The sequence below is a fragment of the Pseudomonas sp. LBUM1644 genome (assembly GCF_059716195.1).
In genome coordinates this window covers 4,914,654-4,934,094 of sequence record NZ_CP166812.1, presented here as the reverse complement: position 1 = coordinate 4,934,094, position 19,441 = coordinate 4,914,654, and the positions used below count along the sequence as shown (strand labels likewise).

General features: G+C 57.8%; 19 protein-coding genes and 1 pseudogene. 13 read left to right on the top strand and 7 right to left on the bottom strand.

What is annotated here, in order from left to right; genetic code table 11:
- Positions 1–160 precede the first annotated feature (160 nt).
- Positions 161–1,849, top strand: a complete 1,689-nt coding sequence (gene fadD2 / locus ACA052_RS22585) for a long-chain-fatty-acid--CoA ligase FadD2 (protein ID WP_497646862.1) — start codon at positions 161–163, stop codon at positions 1,847–1,849.
- A gap of 359 nt (positions 1,850–2,208) precedes the next feature.
- Positions 2,209–3,909, top strand: a complete 1,701-nt coding sequence (gene fadD1, locus ACA052_RS22580; RefSeq protein ID WP_497646861.1) for a long-chain-fatty-acid--CoA ligase FadD1 — start codon at positions 2,209–2,211, stop codon at positions 3,907–3,909.
- 122 nt (positions 3,910–4,031) lie between these two features.
- Here the strand turns inward: fadD1 and ACA052_RS22575 are convergent, their stop codons facing one another.
- Positions 4,032–4,409: a hypothetical protein gene (locus ACA052_RS22575; protein WP_462004354.1), complete on the bottom strand. Its 378-nt coding sequence runs from the start codon at positions 4,407–4,409 to the stop codon at positions 4,032–4,034.
- A 200-nt stretch (positions 4,410–4,609) separates the two neighbouring features.
- Here ACA052_RS22575 and ACA052_RS22570 point away from each other — a divergent pair, with 200 nt between their 5' ends.
- The 3 genes from ACA052_RS22570 (at position 4,610) to def (ending at position 6,467) form a co-directional block, all read left to right on the top strand.
- Positions 4,610–4,801, top strand: coding sequence for a CsbD family protein (locus ACA052_RS22570; protein WP_003227408.1), 192 nt, complete (start codon positions 4,610–4,612; stop codon positions 4,799–4,801).
- Between the two features lie 173 nt (positions 4,802–4,974).
- Positions 4,975–5,931, top strand: coding sequence for a YihY/virulence factor BrkB family protein (locus tag ACA052_RS22565; RefSeq protein WP_497646860.1), 957 nt, complete (start codon positions 4,975–4,977; stop codon positions 5,929–5,931).
- Positions 5,928–6,467, top strand: a complete 540-nt coding sequence (def, locus tag ACA052_RS22560; protein ID WP_497646859.1) for a peptide deformylase — start codon at positions 5,928–5,930, stop codon at positions 6,465–6,467. The genes ACA052_RS22565 and def overlap by 4 nt, the downstream gene beginning before the upstream one ends.
- Positions 6,468–6,540: 73 nt before the next feature.
- Here def and ACA052_RS22555 read toward each other — a convergent pair whose 3' ends face one another.
- Both ACA052_RS22555 and ACA052_RS22550 read right to left on the bottom strand, forming a co-directional pair.
- Positions 6,541–7,362, bottom strand: coding sequence for a class I SAM-dependent methyltransferase (locus ACA052_RS22555; protein WP_497646858.1), 822 nt, complete (start codon positions 7,360–7,362; stop codon positions 6,541–6,543).
- Positions 7,363–7,422: 60 nt separating this feature from the next.
- Entirely contained in the window at positions 7,423–7,860 is a 438-nt protein-coding gene (locus tag ACA052_RS22550; protein WP_497646857.1) for a GNAT family N-acetyltransferase, read from the bottom strand.
- A gap of 409 nt (positions 7,861–8,269) precedes the next feature.
- Here ACA052_RS22550 and ACA052_RS22545 point away from each other — a divergent pair, with 409 nt between their 5' ends.
- From ACA052_RS22545 to ACA052_RS22520, 6 genes and pseudogenes are all read left to right on the top strand, one after another.
- Positions 8,270–9,211, top strand: coding sequence for a fatty acid desaturase (locus ACA052_RS22545; protein WP_497646856.1), 942 nt, complete (start codon positions 8,270–8,272; stop codon positions 9,209–9,211).
- A 58-nt stretch (positions 9,212–9,269) separates the two neighbouring features.
- Positions 9,270–10,061, top strand: coding sequence for a phosphate/phosphite/phosphonate ABC transporter substrate-binding protein (locus ACA052_RS22540; RefSeq protein WP_497646855.1), 792 nt, complete (start codon positions 9,270–9,272; stop codon positions 10,059–10,061).
- Between the two features lie 245 nt (positions 10,062–10,306).
- Positions 10,307–10,840 carry a sigma-70 family RNA polymerase sigma factor gene (locus ACA052_RS22535; RefSeq protein WP_497646854.1) on the top strand — a complete coding sequence of 178 codons (534 nt, stop codon included), beginning with the start codon at positions 10,307–10,309 and terminating at the stop codon, positions 10,838–10,840.
- Positions 10,837–11,850 carry an ABC transporter substrate-binding protein gene (locus ACA052_RS22530; RefSeq protein WP_497646853.1) on the top strand — a complete coding sequence of 338 codons (1,014 nt, stop codon included), beginning with the start codon at positions 10,837–10,839 and terminating at the stop codon, positions 11,848–11,850. The genes ACA052_RS22535 and ACA052_RS22530 overlap by 4 nt, the downstream gene beginning before the upstream one ends.
- A 466-nt stretch (positions 11,851–12,316) precedes the next feature.
- A pseudogene (locus ACA052_RS22525) lies at positions 12,317–13,093 on the top strand (PAS domain-containing protein); the annotation flags it as partial.
- A 3-nt stretch (positions 13,094–13,096) separates the two neighbouring features.
- Positions 13,097–13,636 (top strand): methyl-accepting chemotaxis protein, encoded by a 540-nt coding sequence (locus tag ACA052_RS22520; RefSeq protein WP_497650380.1) that lies wholly within the window; start codon positions 13,097–13,099, stop codon positions 13,634–13,636.
- Positions 13,637–13,752: 116 nt separating this feature from the next.
- Here the strand turns inward: ACA052_RS22520 and ACA052_RS22515 are convergent, their stop codons facing one another.
- The 4 genes from ACA052_RS22515 to ACA052_RS22500 all read right to left on the bottom strand — a co-directional run bounded on the left by ACA052_RS22515 (position 13,753) and on the right by ACA052_RS22500 (position 17,241).
- Positions 13,753–14,307, bottom strand: coding sequence for a hypothetical protein (locus tag ACA052_RS22515; protein WP_497646852.1), 555 nt, complete (start codon positions 14,305–14,307; stop codon positions 13,753–13,755).
- A 153-nt stretch (positions 14,308–14,460) separates the two neighbouring features.
- Positions 14,461–15,885 (bottom strand): MFS transporter, encoded by a 1,425-nt coding sequence (locus ACA052_RS22510; RefSeq protein WP_497646851.1) that lies wholly within the window; start codon positions 15,883–15,885, stop codon positions 14,461–14,463.
- A gap of 96 nt (positions 15,886–15,981) precedes the next feature.
- The gene (locus ACA052_RS22505) at positions 15,982–16,614 is read right to left on the bottom strand and encodes a glutathione S-transferase family protein (RefSeq protein WP_497646850.1); all 633 of its coding nucleotides are present in this window, start codon (positions 16,612–16,614) and stop codon (positions 15,982–15,984) included.
- 138 nt (positions 16,615–16,752) lie between these two features.
- Positions 16,753–17,241, bottom strand: a complete 489-nt coding sequence (locus tag ACA052_RS22500) for a hypothetical protein (protein WP_497646849.1) — start codon at positions 17,239–17,241, stop codon at positions 16,753–16,755.
- 327 nt (positions 17,242–17,568) lie between these two features.
- Between ACA052_RS22500 and ACA052_RS22495 the strand changes: the two genes are divergently transcribed.
- Positions 17,569–17,937 (top strand): DUF6124 family protein, encoded by a 369-nt coding sequence (locus tag ACA052_RS22495; RefSeq protein ID WP_497646848.1) that lies wholly within the window; start codon positions 17,569–17,571, stop codon positions 17,935–17,937.
- 298 nt (positions 17,938–18,235) lie between these two features.
- The gene (locus ACA052_RS22490) at positions 18,236–19,294 is read left to right on the top strand and encodes an IS110 family RNA-guided transposase (protein WP_497650263.1); all 1,059 of its coding nucleotides are present in this window, start codon (positions 18,236–18,238) and stop codon (positions 19,292–19,294) included.
- Positions 19,295–19,441: the final 147 nt, after the last annotated feature.

Here is a 19,441-nt window from a genome sequence, read left to right as displayed (position 1 = left end):
GCCACGGCAGGAAGATTCACACGGTCAATGACGCCCATTGGCATATTTGCCTGATTCGCCATAGCTGCTAGTGTCCGTGAAGCTCCGCTTTTCTCTCCTGGTTTTTATAGGAAGGACAGAAAGCGGCCCCGGATAGGTTCAGGTAAAGAGGACAAGAACAATGCAACCTGATTTCTGGAATGACAAACGCCCGGCCGGCGTGCCCCTGGATATCGACGTTGGGGCCTACAAGTCGGTGATTGAGGTGTTCGAACGTTCCTGCAAGAAATTTGCTGATCGCCCGGCCTTCAGCAACATGGGCGTCACCCTGACCTACGCCGAACTGGAACGCTACAGCCTGGCGTTCGCCGGTTACCTGCAAGCCCACACCGATCTGGTGCCGGGGGATCGCATCGCGGTGCAGATGCCCAACGTCCTGCATTACCCGATTGCCGTGTTTGGCGCATTGCGCGCCGGGCTGATCGTCGTCAATACCAATCCGCTGTATACCGCGCGGGAGATGCGTCATCAGTTCAAGGATTCCGGTGCCCGGGCGCTGGTGTACCTGAACATGTTCGGCGCCAAAGTCCAGGAAGTGCTTCCCGACACCGACATTCAGTACCTGATCGAAGCCAGGATGGGCGACCTGATGCCGAGCGCCAAGGGTTGGCTGGTCAATACCCTGGTGAGCAAGGTCAAGAAAATGGTCCCTGCCTATAACTTGCCCCAGGCCATTTCCTTCAAGAGCGCGTTGCGTCAGGGCCGGGGCTTGGGTATCAAGCCGCTGAAAGTCGGCCTCGACGACATCGCGGTGCTGCAATACACCGGCGGCACGACTGGCCTGGCCAAGGGGGCGATGCTGACTCACGGCAACCTGGTGGCCAACATGCAGCAAGTGCGTGCGTGCCTGGAGCAGTTCGGCAAAGACGGCCAGCCATTGCTGCGCGAAGGGCAGGAGGTGATGATCGCGCCGCTGCCGCTGTACCATATCTATGCGTTCACCGCGAATTGCATGTGCATGATGGTCTCGGGCAACCACAACGTACTGATCACCAATCCGCGGGACATCGGTGGCTTCATCAAGGAATTGAAGAACTGGCGGTTCTCGGCACTGCTGGGGCTCAATACGCTGTTCGTCGCGCTGATGGACCATCCGGACTTCAAGACCCTGGATTTCTCCAGCCTCAAACTCACCAACTCTGGCGGCACTGCGCTGGTCAAGGCCACCGCCGAACGCTGGGAACAGCTCACCGGGTGCCGTATCACCGAAGGCTACGGCCTGACCGAAACCTCGCCGGTGGCCTGCACCAACCCGTACGGCGACCAGTCGCGACTCGGTACGGTCGGCCTGCCGGTGCCGGGTACTGCGCTGAAGGTCATCAATGACGAAGGCGTCGAGCAACCGTTGGGCGAGCGCGGCGAACTGTGCATCAAGGGCCCGCAGATCATGAAGGGCTACTGGCAGAAACCCGAAGCCACTGCCGAAGTGCTGGATGCCGAGGGCTGGTTCAAGTCCGGCGACATCGCGGTGATCGACCCGGACGGTTTTGTGCGCATCGTCGACCGCAAGAAGGACATGATCATTGTGTCGGGTTTCAACGTGTACCCGAACGAGATCGAAGACGTGGTGATGGCTCACCCGAAAGTCGCCAACTGCGCAGTGATCGGCGTGCCGGACGAGCGTTCGGGGGAAGCGGTGAAGTTGTTCGTGGTGGCCCGTGAATCGGGGGTCAGCCTTGAAGAACTGAAGGCGTACTGCAAGGAGAACTTCACGGCCTACAAAGTACCCAAGCACATTGTGTTGCGTGAGTCGTTGCCGATGACACCGGTGGGCAAGATCTTGCGGCGGGAGTTGCGGGATATTGCGTAACCGGTCGTAGACCGGGGCGGTCCCAAAAGATCGCAGCCTTCGGCAGCTCCTACAGGGGATCGCAATCCATGTAGGAGCTGCCGAAGGCTGCGATCTTTTGCTTTGAGTCCCCAATTTACGGGGCTTTCAAGGAGGTATAGATTTTTTACTCTAAAATGACCGTCTGCCATTCTTGAGTCACAAAAGTGACCGTAGAGGCCGCTTTTGGCCCTAGTCGACCCATAGCAAAGCTGCTACTCTCGGCGCGCTTTGTGACTTCTCGGCCTACGTAAAAAAGCCAGACTCACCTATTAAACAAACACCAATAATAATCGCATCAAATGCGGTATTGAATTCGCGTTGCTGAGGAGTGGGCTTCCATGATCGAAGACTTTTGGAAGGATAAGTACCCAGCTGGGATTGCTGCCGACATCAATCCAGACGAGTATCCGAATATTCAGGCAGTGTTGAAGCAGTCCTGCCAACGCTTCGCCGACAAGCCGGCATTCAGCAACCTGGGCAAGACACTCACCTACGGTGAACTGTATGAATTGTCGGGTGCTTTCGCCGCTTACCTGCAACAGCATACCGACTTGCAGCCGGGCGATCGAATCGCCGTGCAACTGCCCAACGTGTTGCAGTACCCGGTCGCCGTCTTCGGTGCTATCCGCGCCGGGCTGATCGTGGTCAACACCAACCCGCTGTACACCGCGCGGGAAATGGAACACCAATTCAACGACTCCGGTGCCAAAGCCCTGGTCTGCCTGGCCAACATGGCTCATCTGGCCCAGACCGTCGTGCCGAAAACCGGCGTCAAGCACGTCATCGTCACCGAAGTGGCCGACCTGCTGCCACCGCTCAAGCGCCTGCTGGTCAACAGCGTCATCAAGTACGTGAAGAAGATGGTCCCGGCGTATCACTTGCCCAAAGCCATCAAGTTCAACGACGTGTTGAGCAAAGGTCACGGCCAGCCAGTGGCTGAAGCCAACCCGGCCAGCAGCGACGTTGCGGTGTTGCAATACACCGGCGGCACCACCGGCGTAGCCAAGGGCGCAATGCTGACCCACCGCAACCTCGTGGCCAACATGCTGCAATGCAAGGCGCTGATGGGGTCCAATCTTCACGAAGGCTGCGAGATCCTGATCACGCCGCTGCCGCTGTACCACATTTATGCGTTCACCTTTCATTGCATGGCGATGATGCTGATCGGCAACCACAACATCCTGATCAGCAACCCGCGTGACTTGCCGGCGATGGTCAAGGAACTGTCGAAGTGGAAGTTCAGCGGCTTCGTCGGCCTGAACACGCTGTTTGTCGCTCTGTGCAATAACGAAGGCTTCCGCAAGCTGGATTTCTCGGCACTGAAGGTCACCCTGTCCGGTGGCATGGCCCTGCAACTGGCCGCGGCCGAGCGCTGGAAAGCGGTCACCGGTTGCGCCATCTGCGAAGGTTACGGCATGACCGAAACCAGCCCGGTGGCCACCGTGAATCCGATCCAGAACATCCAGATCGGCACTATCGGTATCCCGGTGCCGTCGACCCAGTGCAAAGTCATCGACGATGCCGGCGTGGAACAACCATTGGGTGCCATCGGCGAGTTGTGCGTGAAAGGTCCGCAGGTCATGAAGGGTTACTGGCAGCGTCAGGAAGCCACTGATGAAATCCTCGACAGCGAAGGCTGGTTGAAGACCGGTGACATCGCGCTGATCCAGGCGGATGGCTACATGCGCATCGTTGATCGCAAGAAAGACATGATCCTGGTGTCCGGTTTCAACGTGTACCCGAACGAACTCGAAGACGTGCTCGCGACCCTGCCGGGTGTGCTGCAATGTGCTGCCATCGGTATACCGGACGAGAAGTCGGGCGAAGCGATCAAGATCTTCATCGTCGCCAAGCCGGGCGTGACCCTGACCAAGGAGCAGGTGATGGAGCACATGCGTGCCAACGTCACCGGCTACAAGGTGCCGCGCTCGGTGGAATTCCGCGATGCGCTGCCGACTACCAACGTCGGCAAGATCCTGCGCCGCGAGCTGCGGGATGAAGAGCTGAAGAAGTTAGCCGCCAAGAAAGTCGGCGCCTGACCCACAAAAAGCCCCGCAGATGCGGGGCTTTTTGTTGAAGATCAAAAGATCGCAGCCTTCGGCAGCTCCTACATTGGAATGCGATCCCTGTAGGAGCTGCCGAAGGCTGCGATCTTTTGCTTTTAAAGTCGGAACTGCGCGAAATTGACGTTGGTGCCCGCCGGCCGCATGTCCTGCAGGTAGGAGTCCTTGTCGGCACTCAACTCCAGGCTCAAAGCAGCTTTACGCTTGCCTTCGTTGCGCACCACCAACCCTTCGAGCTTCTCGCGCAGGAACACCGTCGGCACTTTCAGGTGCAGCAGCTCGTCGGTGTCGGGGGTGTGCATCAGCAAGTGAATCCACTCGTACTGACCAACGGCCAGACGTGCCACCGGGATATCGAACCACCAGATGTTGCGGTTGCGGTTCAATTCGGTGAAGTGGCAGTTGTTGACGCCAAGCACAGCACCGCCGAGTTCCTGGTTTCTGCGGGCAATGGCCTGCTTTTTATCGAGTTTCATAACATTCCTACGGGATTGGATCTTCAGCGCCATGGCCTGAATACGTTGCGCATTCTCGGGGGTTGCTCGGCAAACATAAAGCCCAACCTGCCCGTATCGATGAAATGTCCTGCTGAAAATAAATGAAACTCCCTGCAAACGCCTCCGGTCAATCCTTGTGTAACGACTTTTCTCATTGATTTGTTCACAGGAGACACACCATGAGCAGCACTGGCGATAAAGTAAAAGGCATGGCCAACGAAGCTGTCGGCAACGTCAAGCAAGGCGTTGGCAAGGCGACTGACAACACCAAACTGCAAGCCGAAGGCAAAGTGCAGGAAAAGAAAGGCGAAGCCCAGCAAGCGGTCGGCAAAGCCAAGGACGCGATCAAGAAAGGCGTCGACAAGGCGTGATCCGGCCTGCAGTGAGCACAAGAAACGGCCATCCACGGATGGCCGTTTTTGTGTCAGCCTGAACTTGCGCACGGAAATTGTTTCAAAGTCGCCAAGTAGGCTACTTTGATGTAGGAAACGGCCCCTGAGTCGCCACGATTTCAACCCATTTTGCGGCGAAAGGAGACGCTCTAATGTTTTTCCCTCACATGAAAGGCTTGCGCCTGCACCGTGTCATGGTGCGCACGGTTACCGAGTTCGTCGACGACGAGATGTCGACCTATGCTTCGGCGCTGGCCTACCAGATGCTGTTCTCGCTATTCCCCTTCATTCTGTTCCTGATCGCCCTTATCGGTTTCCTGCACTTGCCGGACTTCTTCTCCTGGCTGCGCCTGCAGTCGGAACTTGTCCTGCCGCCCCAGGCGCTGGAGCAGGTGAACCCGGTCATCGACCAACTCCAGCAATCCAAGGGTGGTTTGCTGTCGATTGGTATCGTGATTGCGCTGTGGACTGCGTCAGCCGGTGTGCGGTTGATGATGAGCGCGATGAACGCCGCCTATGACGTGGTCGAAGGCCGGCCCGCGTGGAAGCGATTTCCGCTGTCGATTATCTACACGGTCGGCATCGCCGGCATGCTGTTGGTTGCCGCCGCGCTGATGGTGCTCGGGCCTCAGGTCATGGGCTGGATCGCCGCGCAAGTTGGCATGGAAGATTTCATCGTGACCCTCTGGACCATCGTGCGCTGGCCAGTGGTCGTGATTCTGCTGATGGTGGCCGTGGCGCTGATCTATTACGTCATGCCCGACGTCAAACAGGAGTTTCGCTTTATCACCCCAGGCTCAGTGCTGGCGGTGGTGGTGTGGATCCTCGCTTCCGTGGGCTTCGGCCTGTACGTCAAGGAGTTCGCCAACTACAACGCCATGTATGGCAGTATCGGCGCGATCATCGTGCTGTTGCTGTACTTCTATATTTCCGCCGCGGTGCTATTGCTCGGCGCCGAGATGAACGCGGTGATCGAACACATGTCGACCGAGGGCAAGAATGATGGTGAAAAAGTCCCGGGCGAACTCGACCACGAACCCAAACACCACGTTTCGGGACTGGGTCGGGACCACTCGATCAAGCCGACCACTGATGAAGTCATAAAATGATCCGTGAAATTCTTAAAATGGGCGATGAACGCCTGCTGCGTATCGCGCCGCCGGTGCCCGCCGAAATGTTCGACAGCCCCGAGTTGTGGCAACTGATCGACGACATGTTCCAGACCATGGAAAGCGTCGGCGGGGTTGGCCTTGCCGCGCCGCAGATCGGTGTCGACCTGCAACTGGTGATCTTCGGTTTCGAGCACAGCGAGCGCTATCCGGATGCTGAAGCGGTGCCGCAGACCATTCTGATCAATCCGCTGATTACACCGCTGAGCCCGACGCGGGAAGAGGGATTCGAAGGTTGCCTGTCGGTGCCCGGCCTGCGCGGCGCAGTGGATCGTTATCAGCAGATTCGCTATGAAGGTTTCGATCCCAAGGGCAATCCGATCGTGCGCATCGCCTCGGGGTTTCATGCGCGGGTGGTGCAGCACGAATGCGATCACCTGATCGGCCGGTTGTATCCGTCGCGGATTACCGACTTCAGCAAATTCGGCTTCACCGAAGTCATGTTTCCGGATCTTGATCCCAACGCCGACGATTGAAATCGTTAAAAGATCGCAGCCTTCGGCAGCTCCTACAGGAGTTGCCGAAGGCTGCGATCTTTTGATCCTGACTTTATTTCCCCGGTTTAACGAACCGCAACGTCATCCGGTCAGACTCGCCAATCGCCACATACTTTGCGCGATCCTTGTCCCCCAACGTCAACGCCGGCGGCAAGGTCCAGACGCCTTCCGGGTAGTCCTTGGTGTCCTTCGGATTGGCATTGATCTCGCTCTGACTCTCAAGCTTGAACCCTGCATCCGTCGCCAGCTTCACCACGTACTCGGTGGTCAGGTAGCCGCTGTGTTTGATGTCCTCCAGCGACGCCCCATCCTTGGCCCGGTGATCGACCACACCGAGCACACCGCCCGGTTTCAGTACCTTGAAGAACGCCTCGAACATCCGCGGTGAGGTGTCCGCCAGTACCCAATTGTGCACATTGCGAAAGGTCAGCACGGTGTCCGCCGAGCCAGGTTTGCCGAACACCGGGTTCTTGGGGTCGAACTCCTGCACCTGGGCCTTGGCGTATTGCGTGGGATCCGCAGCGAATTTGGCCTTGAGCTTTTCCTCGTTCTTGCGCGCGTAATCACTCACCGTCGGCGCCTGGACCGCGGCCACATACTGCCCATGCTCCTTGAGCAGCGGCGCTAGCAATTCGCTGTACCAGCCGTTGCCCGGGGTGATTTCAACAACGGTCTGCTTCGGCCCCAAACCAAAGAATTGCAGCGTCTGCTGCGGATGACGGTAGCCGTCGCGCGCGACGTTCTCCGGAGCTCGCCAAGGGCCTTTGAGCACCTTTGCGTATTGCTCGGCGGACACCGATAGGGTTTCGTCGGCCTGACTCATGGCAGGGGCCAGCAGAGCGGTAAGCGTCAAAGCCAGAAGAGCAGGTTTCATGAAGCATTCCTGAGAAGTCGAAGTCGATCCCGAGGCTAGCACGCAGCAATCAGCGGCCGATCACACATTATCGACGGACGACCTCACCAACGGTTCTAAGCCCATGGCGATCATCGGTTTGCTGCGCGCATAACGGGTCAGGCGTTCGACCATGGCGCACGGCATTGGCGGGTCGAAGGAAAACCCTCGGCGTTCATAAAAGCCACGCAAGTCCGGATGGCAAAACAACCAGACCGGGTGGTCGAGACCTTTTACCGCTTCGGTAATCAACGCCGCCGCAACCCCTTGTTCGCGGCAGGCCGGATCGACGAACAAACCGGTCAACCAATGTCCGCCAGAGACCGGTCGCAAACACAACGCAGCAATTATTTCGTCGCGGCGTGCGACCCACAGTTGAGCGTCGCGGACCGCTTTCATCGATGACTGGTGGGCGCGATAAAACTTGTTCATCAACGGCCACAAGGGCTCGGCGAGCAAGGTGTATTGGGGGTCGGGCATGGTCGTGGGCTGTCGGTGTGCAAAGCGGGCGATTATAAAAGAACGCGCGCGTGGGGATAGGTGTATACCTGATCTCACATCCCGTATGAGTGGAGTACGTATCATGGCCAAAGGCATGGATTCAAAGAAAGCAGCAAAGAAAAAACCGGCAAAAACCGCCGATGAAAAACGCGCAGACAAGAAGGCCAAGAAGGTGGATGTGTTCGGCCATTGAGCCTGATACCCCTGTAGGAGCTGCCGAAGGCTGCGATCTTTTGATCTTGATTTTTTCGGGATCGCTGAAACACAAGGTCAAAAGATCGCAGCCTGCGGCAGCTCCTACAGGGGGAGTTTGAAATAGAAAAATAATCTGCAAGATTTCCCGCGGCCATTGCACAGAAGGGGATTGGTCCCCGATCTGAGCAACGCCATGCCCTATTACTTCGATAATACCCACCGAGAAGAAATCGAAACCCTGCGTCGGCGCCTGACCGCGCGAACCGAATGGCCGACCTGGTTGCTGCTGGTCGGCGTGTATGTCGGCTGGTTCAGCATCGTGCTGAACAGTGATCGATTGGGCAGCGCGTGGAGTACCTTGCTGTTGATTCCGCTGGTGGTGCTCTGGTTGTCGGTGCAGCACGAATTGCTGCACGGGCACCCCACTCGCTGGCAATGGCTGAACAAAATCCTCGGCTACGCACCGTTCGCCGTCTGGTATCCCTACACCCTCTATCGCGACAGCCATTTGCTGCATCACCGCGACGAAGACCTGACCCTCCCCGGAATCGACCCGGAAAGCCGTTACCTGAGCGCCGAACAGTGGCAGGGCAGTTCGCTGTTCGAACAAAGCCTGCACTGGCTGAACAAAACCGTGCTTGGGCGCTTTTTTCTCGGTGCGCCTCTGGCCTTGCTGGGGCTGGCTCGGGAAGAGCTGCGGCGTCTGAAATCGGGCGATCGACAGGCCTGGCTGATGTGGTTGAGCCATGGTGCGCTGACGGTGTTGATGCTGACTTTCATCGCCCGCTACAGCGTGTTGCCGGTCTGGCATTACCTGTTGCTGATCAGCGTGCCGGCGCTGTCGATTGCCATGATTCGCTCCTACTATGAACACCGGCCGCATGCGCAACCGGAGCAACGCACCGTGCTCAATGAAGCCGCCTGGCCATGGCGCTGGTTGTTCCTGAACCTCAATCTGCACCTGGTGCATCACGACTTGCCAGGCCTGCCCTGGTTCGACTTGCCCCGCGCCTATCACGCGCGCCGTGAGCAGTGGCTGACACGCAGCGGCGGGTTTCTGGTGCAGGGTTATGGTCAGTTGTGGCGCGAACATGGGGTGCGGGCGATCGACAGCCCAAGGCATCCGTTTCACTGATTTTTTATGATCAACGCTAGCCCTTGTAGGAGCGAGCACTGTTGTTTGGGATATTTCGATGACTCAACACATCGCTGAATTACTGATGTACATCGCCCCCGAACCGATTCGTCAGGCCAACGAGCGTTGGCTGACGCGAATCCTCGAGCAATTGGGCATCATTCGTCGCAACGCCGAAAGCCTCTCGCTGATGGACCTGTGGCTGTCCCCGGATTTGCTGCTGACCCAAACCTGCGGCTATCCGTTGATGACCGCCTTGCGCGGCCAGGTCCGGGTGGTCGGTCGGCCTCGCTATGAACTGCCGGACAGCTGCGGCGGCAATCATTGCAGCCTGCTGCTGAGTCGCGCCGATGATCCGCGCCGGACCTTGCCCGCGTTTCGCGGCAGTCGTGGGGTGATCAACGGTGAAGACTCCAACAGCGGCATGAACCTGCTGCGCCAACGATTGGCGCCGTTGCATCACGACGGGCAGTTCTTCGCCCGTGTCGGTGTCAGTGGCAGCCACCGCGAAAGCCTGCGCTGGCTGCGTGAAGACAAGGCCGACCTCGCGGCCATCGACAGCGTGACCTTTGCATACCTCGCGCGGCACGCCGAAGAGGAAGTGTCGGGATTGCGTGTGGTGACGCGCAGTGCATTCGGCCCGACCTTGCCTTACATCACCGTTGCGACTGCCAGCGATGAACAGGTCGAGGCGCTGCGGCAGGTGATGAACGAGGCGTTGAGGGCGTTGCCAGACGTCGTGGAAATCCTGGGTTTGCGCGAGGTGCTGCCGGCCAGCGAGAGCGACTATCAGGTCATTCTCGATTATCAGCAGGAAGCTGAGGCGTTGGGGTTCGGGCGGTTGCGTTAGGTATTGGAAAAGATCGCAGCCTACGGCAGCTCCTACAGGGGTTAGTGCAACCCGATATTGATCCTGTAGGAGCTGCCGAAGGCTGCGATCTTGGCGATTAAATGAGCGCTGAAAATGGTTGACCGCTTATTCTTTTATATAATATAAAAATGCATTTTAAGTATTATTAAAGCATAAGTCTCCTTGCTAGGATTCGCCTCACCGGACCTCCGGACATTCAGCGACCCCTAACCCTTGGAGCCTCTATGTCCGGCACCGATTTATCCCATCGCAATGACGTGGGCGGATTGTTCCGTGCGCATTACCCCTGGCTGTGCGCTCGCTTGCGTCAGTTCCTGGGGGCCAATTCCGGCGTCGAAGACATTGCCGCCGAGACCTTCGTGCAGTTGCTCGAATCACCAGGATTGACCCCGATCCGCGAGCCTCGCGCCTTGCTCATCACCATCGCTCGCCGGCTGATCTATCGACTCTGGCGTCACCGCGATCTGGAACGTCAACACCTGGACCAACTGCAACACATTGATCAGCGGCCTGTGACCTCGCCAGAGGTTTTGCTGCAACTGACCCAGGCCTTGCATGGCCTCGACCTCACGCTGCAGCGGTTGCCGGGAAAAGTCCGGGCAACCTTCCTGTTGTCGCGAATCGACGGCCTGACGTACCCGCAAATCGCCGCCGAGCTGGGCATTTCCCAGCGTTCGGTCAGCGTCTACATGACCCGCTCCCAGGCGTTGTGCGCCCAGCACAGCGCCAATGAACCCTTGCACCAGAGGTCCGCATGAAATCAATCAAACACCTGCTCGGCAGTTTGCTGCTGGCCCTGAGCCTCGTGGCAAGCCACGCTCCCGCGGCGGAAAAGAACGCGCCCATTCACTTCGGCGACATCACGTGGGAGAGCGGCAGCCTGATCACCGAGATCCTGCGGTTGATCGTCGAGAAGGGTTACGGCTACCCGACCGACACACTGCCGGGCAGCACCGTCAGCCTCGAAGCGGCGCTGGCCAAGAACGACATTCAAGTGATCGGTGAAGAGTGGGCCGGGCGCAGTCCGGCCTGGGTCAAAGCGGCCTCGGAAGGCAAAGTGTTTGGCTTGGGCGACACGGTCAAAGGCGCCACCGAAGGCTGGTGGGTGCCGGAATACGTGATCAAGGGCGACCCGGAGCGCGGGATAAAACCCCTGGCACCGGAGTTGAAGTCCGTCGCTGACCTGGCGCGCTACAAGGACGTGTTTCGCGACCCCGAAGACCCAAGCCGCGGACGCTTTCTCAACAGCCCGACCGGCTGGACTTCGGAGATCGTCAACAGCCAGAAACTCAAGGCCTATGACCTGACCGCCAGTTTCGTCAACTTCCGCACAGGCTCCGGGGCGGCGCTGGATGCTGAAGTCGCTTCATCGATCCGTCGTGGCAAACCGGTGCTGTTTTACTACTGGTCACCGACACCGTTGTTGGGTCGTTTCAAACTGGTGAAGCTCGAAGAACCGCCATTCGACTCCGAGGCCTGGAAGACCCTGGCCGATGCCAACAATCCGAATCCCAAGGGAACCCGCTCGATGCCAGCCAGTTTGGCCATCGGTGTTTCCGCACCGTTCAAGACGCAATATCCGGATCTGGTGGCGTTCTTCGAGAAAGTTGATTTTCCGATCGATCTGCTGAACCAGACGCTGGCGCAGATGAGCGAAAAGCGCGAAAAACCGCGTCAGGTGGCGGAGACGTTTTTGCGGGATCAGCCGCAAATCTGGAAAGGTTGGGTGCCGGGGGAGGTGGCTAGCAAAGTGAGTGCAAGTCTGTAATTCAGCGGTGTCAGGAAAACGGCCTTCGCGGGCAAGCCTCGCTCCTACAAGGATTGCGCTAATCCGTAGGAGCGAGGCTGCCCGCGATGGTCTAAAGACTTACACCGGGCCTTGCTTAGCCAAGACGGCTGTCTATGCTCCTTCGTAACTAACTGTGTCGGCCGCTTGTGCAGACGACAGGGCGAGAGTGCGCAACCCAAGGCACCGTGCTTTACGACAGGGAGATGTTAGTTAAATGGACGTTACTTATCACAACGTTAGGGCTGGCCCGGCTCCGGGCTATCAAGAGAAGGATGTCTTGATAAGAGCGTCTCTCAATGGACTCTCCGATTGAACATCAGTTATCACCTGACAATGCCTCCAGTGGAGGTATGCGTGTGCCTGTTCCGTGGAACGTCGTGGTGGATACGTTGAAAGACCGAAGAACTTTCATCAATCAGAAGAACGCGCTTAGGGTGATACGACCATGTTTAACCTACATCACAAGGCTGACCTGCTGGAAATCGAACGATTCAACTGTGCGTTGACCGAGGCCAATGCGAAGTTGGCCGCTGTCAGCCGCTCGATGGCGATGATTGAGTTCACACCCGAAGGCATCGTGCTCGAGGCCAATGAAAATTTTTGCAACGTCATGGGTTACAGCGCCGAAGAAGTGCGTGGCAAACATCACCGTGTCTTCTGTGAAGAAGCGTTTTATCGCAGTGAGGAGTATGCGAAGTTGTGGCGTGACCTGGCGCGTGGCGAACCGGTCAGCGGTACGTTCCTGCGGTTGAACAAGAGTGGCAAAGAAGTCTGGCTCGAAGCCAGTTACATGCCGGTATTAGGCGCTGATCGCTTGGTCAAAAGCATCATCAAGGTTGCGTCGGACATCACCGCCAGAGTCAATAAAGAGCACGAAAACGAAAGCCTGCTCGCCGCCATCGGTCGCTCCATGGCCGTGATCGAATTCACTCCGGAAGGCAAGGTGATGACGGCCAACGAAAACTTCCTGAAAACCATGCACTACTCGCTCAACGAAGTGGTTGGCCAACACCACAGCCTGTTTTGCCATCGAGCCGAAGCCGATTCACAGGCTTACAAAGCCTTTTGGGCGTCACTCAATCGTGGTGAATACCACTCGCACCGTTTCGAGCGCAAAGATAAGTACGGCCATACGGTATTTCTGGAAGCTTCCTACAACCCATTGTTCGACGCCAAAGGCCGGCTGTACAAAGTGGTCAAGTTCGCCAGCGACATTACGAACCAGGTGACCACGCTGCAAACCGCCGCGGAATCGGCCCACAGCACTTCGGTGCAGAATGACGCCTGTGCGCAGAAAGGTTCGCAGGTGGTGCAGCAAACAGTGCAAATCATCCAGGACATTTCGAAAGATTTGAACGAAGCGGCGCTGAGTATCGACGCGGTCAGCAAACAGTCCGACATCATCGGCACCATCGTTCAGACCATTCGTGGCATTGCCGATCAAACCAACTTGCTGGCGCTCAACGCAGCGATAGAAGCGGCCAGGGCAGGGGAGCATGGGCGCGGTTTTGCGGTGGTGGCGGATGAAGTCCGCAGCCTCGCGGCACGCACCAGCCAGGCGACGCTGGAGATCGTTGAAGTGGTGCGCAAAAACCATGACTTGTCGCTGAGTGCCGTGTCGAGCATGCAGTCGAGCTTGAGTCGAACCGGTCTTGGCGTGGAGCTGGCAAACGAGGCGGGCGAGGTCATCCTGGAAATCCAGCAGGGCTCGCGGCACGTGGTGGACGCGATCAGCCAGTTCAGCTCGTCGTTGCAGTTGAACTGACTGATTTACTGTAGGCGCTGCCGCAGGCTGCGATCTTTCGATCTCGATTTTTTAAGATCAAAAGATCGCAGCCTGCGGCAGCTCCTACACAAGCAGAGCGTGTTGTTTCAGTTCGATTAGAGCGAGGCCAGGAACTTGTCGACCACCTGGCTGCTGCCTTTTTCACTGTCACTGCTGCTGTCTTGATTCTCGGTCTTCGCCAGCTTCAACTTGTCTTCCATACGCTGGGCGATCTCTTTGCCGACGGCCAGTTGTTGTTCCGGCGGCATTGCATTCACCTCCTCTTCCGTCAGCCCCATCTCTTGCAGAATGCTGTCGTGCAAGCGTTGCTCCGGCGATTTGCTCATGTAGTCCTTGAACTCGGTCATGGCCGAACTATCGCTGGACTTTGACGTACTCGAGGCATCGGTCGCTTGTAGCGTCACGCGGGTTTTGGCGAACGCTTCATCCACGTTGTCACTGATTTTGCTGGCGGCACTGACCTGTTGCGTGGCCTGTTTAGCAATGAGTGCCTCAATGCGCCCATCGCTTTTCACGGTTTGCCCCTGAAGCGTGTTTTGCAGGTTCTGCACGAGATTGGCTTGGAGGCCACTGGCGGCGTCTGCGGTCGGTTCGTCACCGGGGCGCTTGGGAAGTGGAGTCACTAACGTTTGTTTGGCACTGACCAACATGTTGAGTAGACCTTGTAGGTGTTTGCGGGTACAGCGGCTGGAGCAATTAGCGTGCCGTCGTCCAAACCCCCTGTTTCAGGGGGTTTGACGTCAGTTCAATGGAGTCGGCGGTAAACCCTTGCCGTTTGGCGGCAGTCGCGAACCGCCGCCGCTTCAGCGATGGGCGATGTTTTCCAGCGCCAGGTTGCGGGTGCGCGGGCCGAACCAGCCGATGGTCAGCATTACGATCAACATGCTGCTGACAATGAACGCCAACACCCCGGGCGTGCCAAAGTGTTCGAGGAAAATCCCGATCAGCAGACTGCTGAACACCGTCGACAACCGGCTGAAGGAATAACAGAACCCGACTGCCCGGGCGCGGATATTGGTGGGGAACAATTCGCTTTGGTAGGAGTGATAACTGAAGCTCAGCCACGCGTTGCAAAAGGTGATCATCACCCCGCAGAAGATCAGGCCGAAGGCGCTGGTCTGCAAGGCGAACAGCGTGCCGAACGTCATGGCGCCCAGTGCCGAGCCGACGATCTGCCACTTGTTCTCGAAGCGGTTGGCGAACTTCACGAACAACAGCGGCCCCAACGGGTAGGCGAGGGTGATGATGAACGCGTACATCAGGCTGTGCGTCACGCTCACGCCCTGGCCGGAAAGCAGTGCCGGCAGCCAGTTGCCAAAGCCGAAGAAACCGATGGCCTGGAACACGTGAAACACGATCAGCATCAACGCCCGACGACGGTACGGCGGCTGCCAGATATCAGCGAAACGCCCGGTGCCCTGAATATCCACCGCTGCCGGCTCCGGCTCATCCAGTGGCTTGCCTTGATCCTTCACGCAGCGCGCTTCAATGCCTTCAAGAATCTTGCTGGCCTCGTCGAACCGCCCATGCTGGGCCAGCCAACGCGGCGACTCCGGCAGGCGCTTGCGCAGCCACCAGATGAACAACGCGAACACCGCACTCGCCAACACCACCCAACGCCAGCCGGACACACCGAACGGCGCTTGCGGCACCAGCCACCACGACATCAACGCCACTGCCGGCACCGACAAAAACTGCACAAAAAAAGCGAAGGCAAACGCCGAACTGCGCATACGCTTGGGCACCAGTTCCGAGAGGTACGCGTCGATGGTCACCAATTCAATGCCCAACCCGATGCCCACCAGAAAGCGCATGCAGATAATGCCCAACGCCGAACTCTGGACCCCCATTGCGACAGTCGCGAGCGTGTACCAAATCAGCGCGAAGGTGAAGATTGCGCGTCGGCCGAAACGGTCGGCCATCGGGCTCAGAAGGCTGGCGCCGAGAAACAACCCGAGAAACGTCGCCGAGGCGAATGCCGCCTGATCGGAGAAACCGAAAACACCCTGGCTGCCGGTGGCGAAGATGCCGTCGCGAATCAGTCCCGGACTGATGTAGGCGGTCTGGAACAGGTCATAGAGCTCAAAAAAACCACCGATAGAGAGCAGCGCCACCAGTCGCCAGATCGTGGAGACGGCGGGGAGTCGGTCGATACGGGCGGAAATCTGTGCGGCGCGAACGGGGTCTATGCCGTCCGGTTCGGCGACGGAGGGACTGTGAGCAGACATATGCAGATCCATTTTTTATTGATGGAAGAGCTTAGCCTGCTATCGGATATCAATGTTTGTAAATCTCGGCGCCTGTCTCAGTAACGTGCAAGCCGCTCAAGCCAGGCCATTGCAGCCGTGCTTAAGGAATCCCGGACGTTGGGCCAACCGTTGGAAATATTCGTCGATGGCCGGGAAGTCGGGGCGCTCCATAGGCGTCATCAGCCAACGGTTGACCGACAGCCCGATGACAATGTCAGCCAGCGTGAAATGCGGCCCGGCAACATAGGCTTTAGTGACCGCGAGCTGATGCTCAAGGATCGCCATCTTCTGGTTCCAGCCTCGTACGCCGACGGCAATCCGGTGCGCGTCCTGGAATTCCGGGTCTTTGCGCACCAGCGCCGTGAAGGCGTAGCTCCATGACGGATTGAGTTCGGTGGCTTGCCAGTCCATCCACTGCTCGACCCGGGCGCGCGCTGCAGGATCGTGCGGCAGCAGATTGGTGTCTTGGTGTTTACCGGCCAGATAGCGGCAGATGGTGTTGGATTCCCACAGCACGCCGGCCTCGTCGATGAGCACCGGCACTTGCGCGTTGGGGTTGAGCCTGAGGAACTCCGGCGTGTGGGTCGACGCGTAACCGCTGCCCCAGTCTTCACGTTCGTAGGAAACGCCCAGCTCCTCGCACGTCCAAAGGACTTTTCGGACATTGATGGAAGAGGCTTTACCCAGGATCTTCAGTGCATGTTCCATTGAGCTACTCCGTTAGCGATTTGACGCTTCAGGAATCTAACAGAATGCCGGCCACACTAGGCGATCAGCGGGATGAGAATACCCTCAAGATTAGTTGAAAACCCACGAAGTGGCGTTTATCGAGTTGACGGGGCGTGCTTAACCGGGCGGTAACAGGTCGGTCCAGATTGGTGTAGAGCAAGCACTGGGAATGTGCTGATTGAGGAAGGGTTGCCTGAGTATCCAACCCTGAAGCTGTTGGTCGATGAATACCGGGGTGGGTTCAATGCACTCACCCTTGGGCGCAACCCTGACTTGATCCACCGAAACAAACAGTGGACCGGGCAGATCGAACACCGTCCTGGATCGGCTTTCAACGCCCGTGTCCTTTCTGGCAAAACATACATTTTTTCGGCCGGTGAGATCTGTGGTCATGACGCCAGCTTCTTCGACGCTTGCATGCCAAACGCTCATCACCACGGCTGGCCCTTGATTATTCGGGTGAGCGGCGAGACAGCTTTTGATCGCCGGCATGAAACGAGGATCGCTTAAAAAATCAATCCAGTCGTCCGGCTCTGAAGCCTGCACATGAATTGTCTGTCCTAGCGAGAACGCAAGCAGGGAGGCCAGGATGATGATCTTGCGCATGTGAGAATCCGCCGGGAATGGAGATTGCGGATTCTGCACTCGAGTCGTATGAGAGGGAGGGTAAAAGGTGTTTCGAAATACGGATAAGCGGAACCGTACTGCATTGTAGGAAGGGGCCGAAGGAAAGCGGTTTCAGCAGATTTCCAAAGGCTACAGTTTCTTGCGCCATTGCCTACAACTACGCCAGAATCCGCCGGCTTGTGCGTCTGGTCACCGGGTTCTATCGTCCCGTGTCGCTGCCAATTCAGCGATCGGGTCTAGCAGCCTGCGTACTTTAGATGCAGAGCGTCCACCGTTCGTGATCCGTTCACGTTATGGCGGCTGTGCGTGGGAAGACCTTCGGGTCTACCGGTTCTAGAGTCCCGGTCTGCTAGCCCGCGCACAGCTGCCACCTTACTTTCGCCTAGCAGCGAATCGTGGCAGCTCCATGACTCTAGGAGCAACGCCATGCTCAAACCAACCCCAACCCCCCCTCGTAAACCCAGCCCAATGTTCTTCATCGCTCCCGACATCAATAACGAAACACTGCTGGCGCACGCCTGCGAATCGCTGGCCTCGGCGAGTGTCATGACCAATGACTTTGCAACCTTTCTGGAAAATCCCCACCGCAATACCGCACTGGCAATTGCACAGATCATCATGCTGGCGGAACTGGCGGTGAACCGGGTGCTGGATAACCTCGATCCACAGGACTAAACACACCGCGCCCCTGTAGGAGCTGCCGGAGGCTGCGATCTTTTGATCTTGACCTTAAAAGCAAGATCAAAAGATCGCAGCCTTCGGCAGCTCCTACAGGGGGTGCGAGAGCGTCAGGTGCTTTCGCGCACCTTTTGCTCGATATCGGCATATCCACCATTCCGCAATATGTAATTGGATGGACTCGCCCAAGCCGAGGCGTCAATGCGCCACGGTGGCAGTCTAAACAGCCAACGACAGCGAGGGCGAGTCCATGAAAAATCATAGTTCGATTGATCAATCCCTGTCTTCTTCCGATTTGTCGGCCTGCACAACCTTAGCGGTCGATCTGGCCAAGCAGGTCTTTCAGGTCGCCGGCGAAGATGTCCTCGGCCAAGTGCGCTACGAGCAGCGGATCAAGTCTCGCGAGGCGTTTTATGAATTTCTCCAACAGTTGGCGCCTCATGTCGTGGTTTTGATGGAGACCGGTCCGGGTGCTCAAGCCTGGGCCCGGCAGCTGCAAAACCAAGGCAATCTGGCGCGGATTCTTCCAGCCGGTTTGGTGGCCACACATCGCAGCGGACCTAAAAATGATCGCAACGATGCGCTGGCAATTCTGCGGGCTGGTCGCGATGAAAAAATCTGCGCAGTACCGGTCAAAAGCGTTGCAGCGCTGGCAATGCAGGCGCTGCATCGCGCCCGTCAGGGCTATGTGCGTCGGCGCACGGCAGTCAGTAATCAGATGCGCGGCCTGCTGCTTGAGCACGGCGTGGCCTTGTCGCAGGGCGATGTTGCGATCAGCCAGAAAACTCCGCGGATACTGGAAGATGCTACCCAGCCAGTGCCGGGCCTGCTGCGTGAACTGATCGACGAATTGTTGGCCGAGTGGCGCCATTTGGGCGAGCGCATCAGCGTGCTGACGGGACGCCTGGAAGTGGCTGCCAACGCCGACATGACGGCGAAGCGACTGATGACTGTGCGCGGCATCGGCCCAGTCACGGCCACGGCACTGGTGGCCAAGGAAACCAAGCCTGAGCGATTTCCCAATGCCCGCAAGTTTGCCGCGTACTTTGGCATGGTGCCTGACCAGCACAGCAGCGGGGATACGGTCCGGCTGGGGGACATGACCAAGCGAGGTGATGTTTATTTACGCAGCCTGATGATCCAGGGAGCCCATGCGGTGCTGCAACAACTACGACCTGACTCCCAGCAACCCGATGACCTCCGTTTGTTGCGCTGGATGAGCCGGCTGGGCCGTAAGGAGGCTGCGATCAGGCTAGCCAACCGCAACCTGCGAATCGTCTGGGTGCTTTTACAGAATGACCAGACTTATCGTCGCCACGCTGGTGATGGCCAGCAAGCGACGATGAGCCACTGAGCAACAGAGTTCTGCCACCGAGGTACTAACTGTCCGACCCTTGCTGAAAAAAATTGACCCCAGGTAAGACCGGCGTGGATTGATGCCTAAGCTGCTACTGGCCTTCGAGGCCTGACTGTAATCGGCATACCACGAGCTTTTCCAATT

Bases quoted from the DNA above. Each gene is read 5' to 3' on its own strand.
- fadD2 (WP_497646862.1), top strand. From the start codon at position 161: ATGCAACCTGATTTCTGGAATGACAAACGCCCGGCCGGCGTGCCCCTG.
- fadD1 (WP_497646861.1), top strand. From the start codon at position 2,209: ATGATCGAAGACTTTTGGAAGGATAAGTACCCAGCTGGGATTGCTGCC.
- ACA052_RS22575 (WP_462004354.1), bottom strand. From the start codon at position 4,409: ATGAAACTCGATAAAAAGCAGGCCATTGCCCGCAGAAACCAGGAACTC.
- ACA052_RS22570 (WP_003227408.1), top strand. From the start codon at position 4,610: ATGAGCAGCACTGGCGATAAAGTAAAAGGCATGGCCAACGAAGCTGTC.
- ACA052_RS22565 (WP_497646860.1), top strand. From the start codon at position 4,975: ATGTTTTTCCCTCACATGAAAGGCTTGCGCCTGCACCGTGTCATGGTG.
- def (WP_497646859.1), top strand. From the start codon at position 5,928: ATGATCCGTGAAATTCTTAAAATGGGCGATGAACGCCTGCTGCGTATC.
- ACA052_RS22555 (WP_497646858.1), bottom strand. From the start codon at position 7,362: ATGAAACCTGCTCTTCTGGCTTTGACGCTTACCGCTCTGCTGGCCCCT.
- ACA052_RS22550 (WP_497646857.1), bottom strand. From the start codon at position 7,860: ATGCCCGACCCCCAATACACCTTGCTCGCCGAGCCCTTGTGGCCGTTG.
- ACA052_RS22545 (WP_497646856.1), top strand. From the start codon at position 8,270: ATGCCCTATTACTTCGATAATACCCACCGAGAAGAAATCGAAACCCTG.
- ACA052_RS22540 (WP_497646855.1), top strand. From the start codon at position 9,270: ATGACTCAACACATCGCTGAATTACTGATGTACATCGCCCCCGAACCG.
- ACA052_RS22535 (WP_497646854.1), top strand. From the start codon at position 10,307: ATGTCCGGCACCGATTTATCCCATCGCAATGACGTGGGCGGATTGTTC.
- ACA052_RS22530 (WP_497646853.1), top strand. From the start codon at position 10,837: ATGAAATCAATCAAACACCTGCTCGGCAGTTTGCTGCTGGCCCTGAGC.
- ACA052_RS22515 (WP_497646852.1), bottom strand. From the start codon at position 14,307: ATGTTGGTCAGTGCCAAACAAACGTTAGTGACTCCACTTCCCAAGCGC.
- ACA052_RS22510 (WP_497646851.1), bottom strand. From the start codon at position 15,885: ATGTCTGCTCACAGTCCCTCCGTCGCCGAACCGGACGGCATAGACCCC.
- ACA052_RS22505 (WP_497646850.1), bottom strand. From the start codon at position 16,614: ATGGAACATGCACTGAAGATCCTGGGTAAAGCCTCTTCCATCAATGTC.
- ACA052_RS22500 (WP_497646849.1), bottom strand. From the start codon at position 17,241: ATGCGCAAGATCATCATCCTGGCCTCCCTGCTTGCGTTCTCGCTAGGA.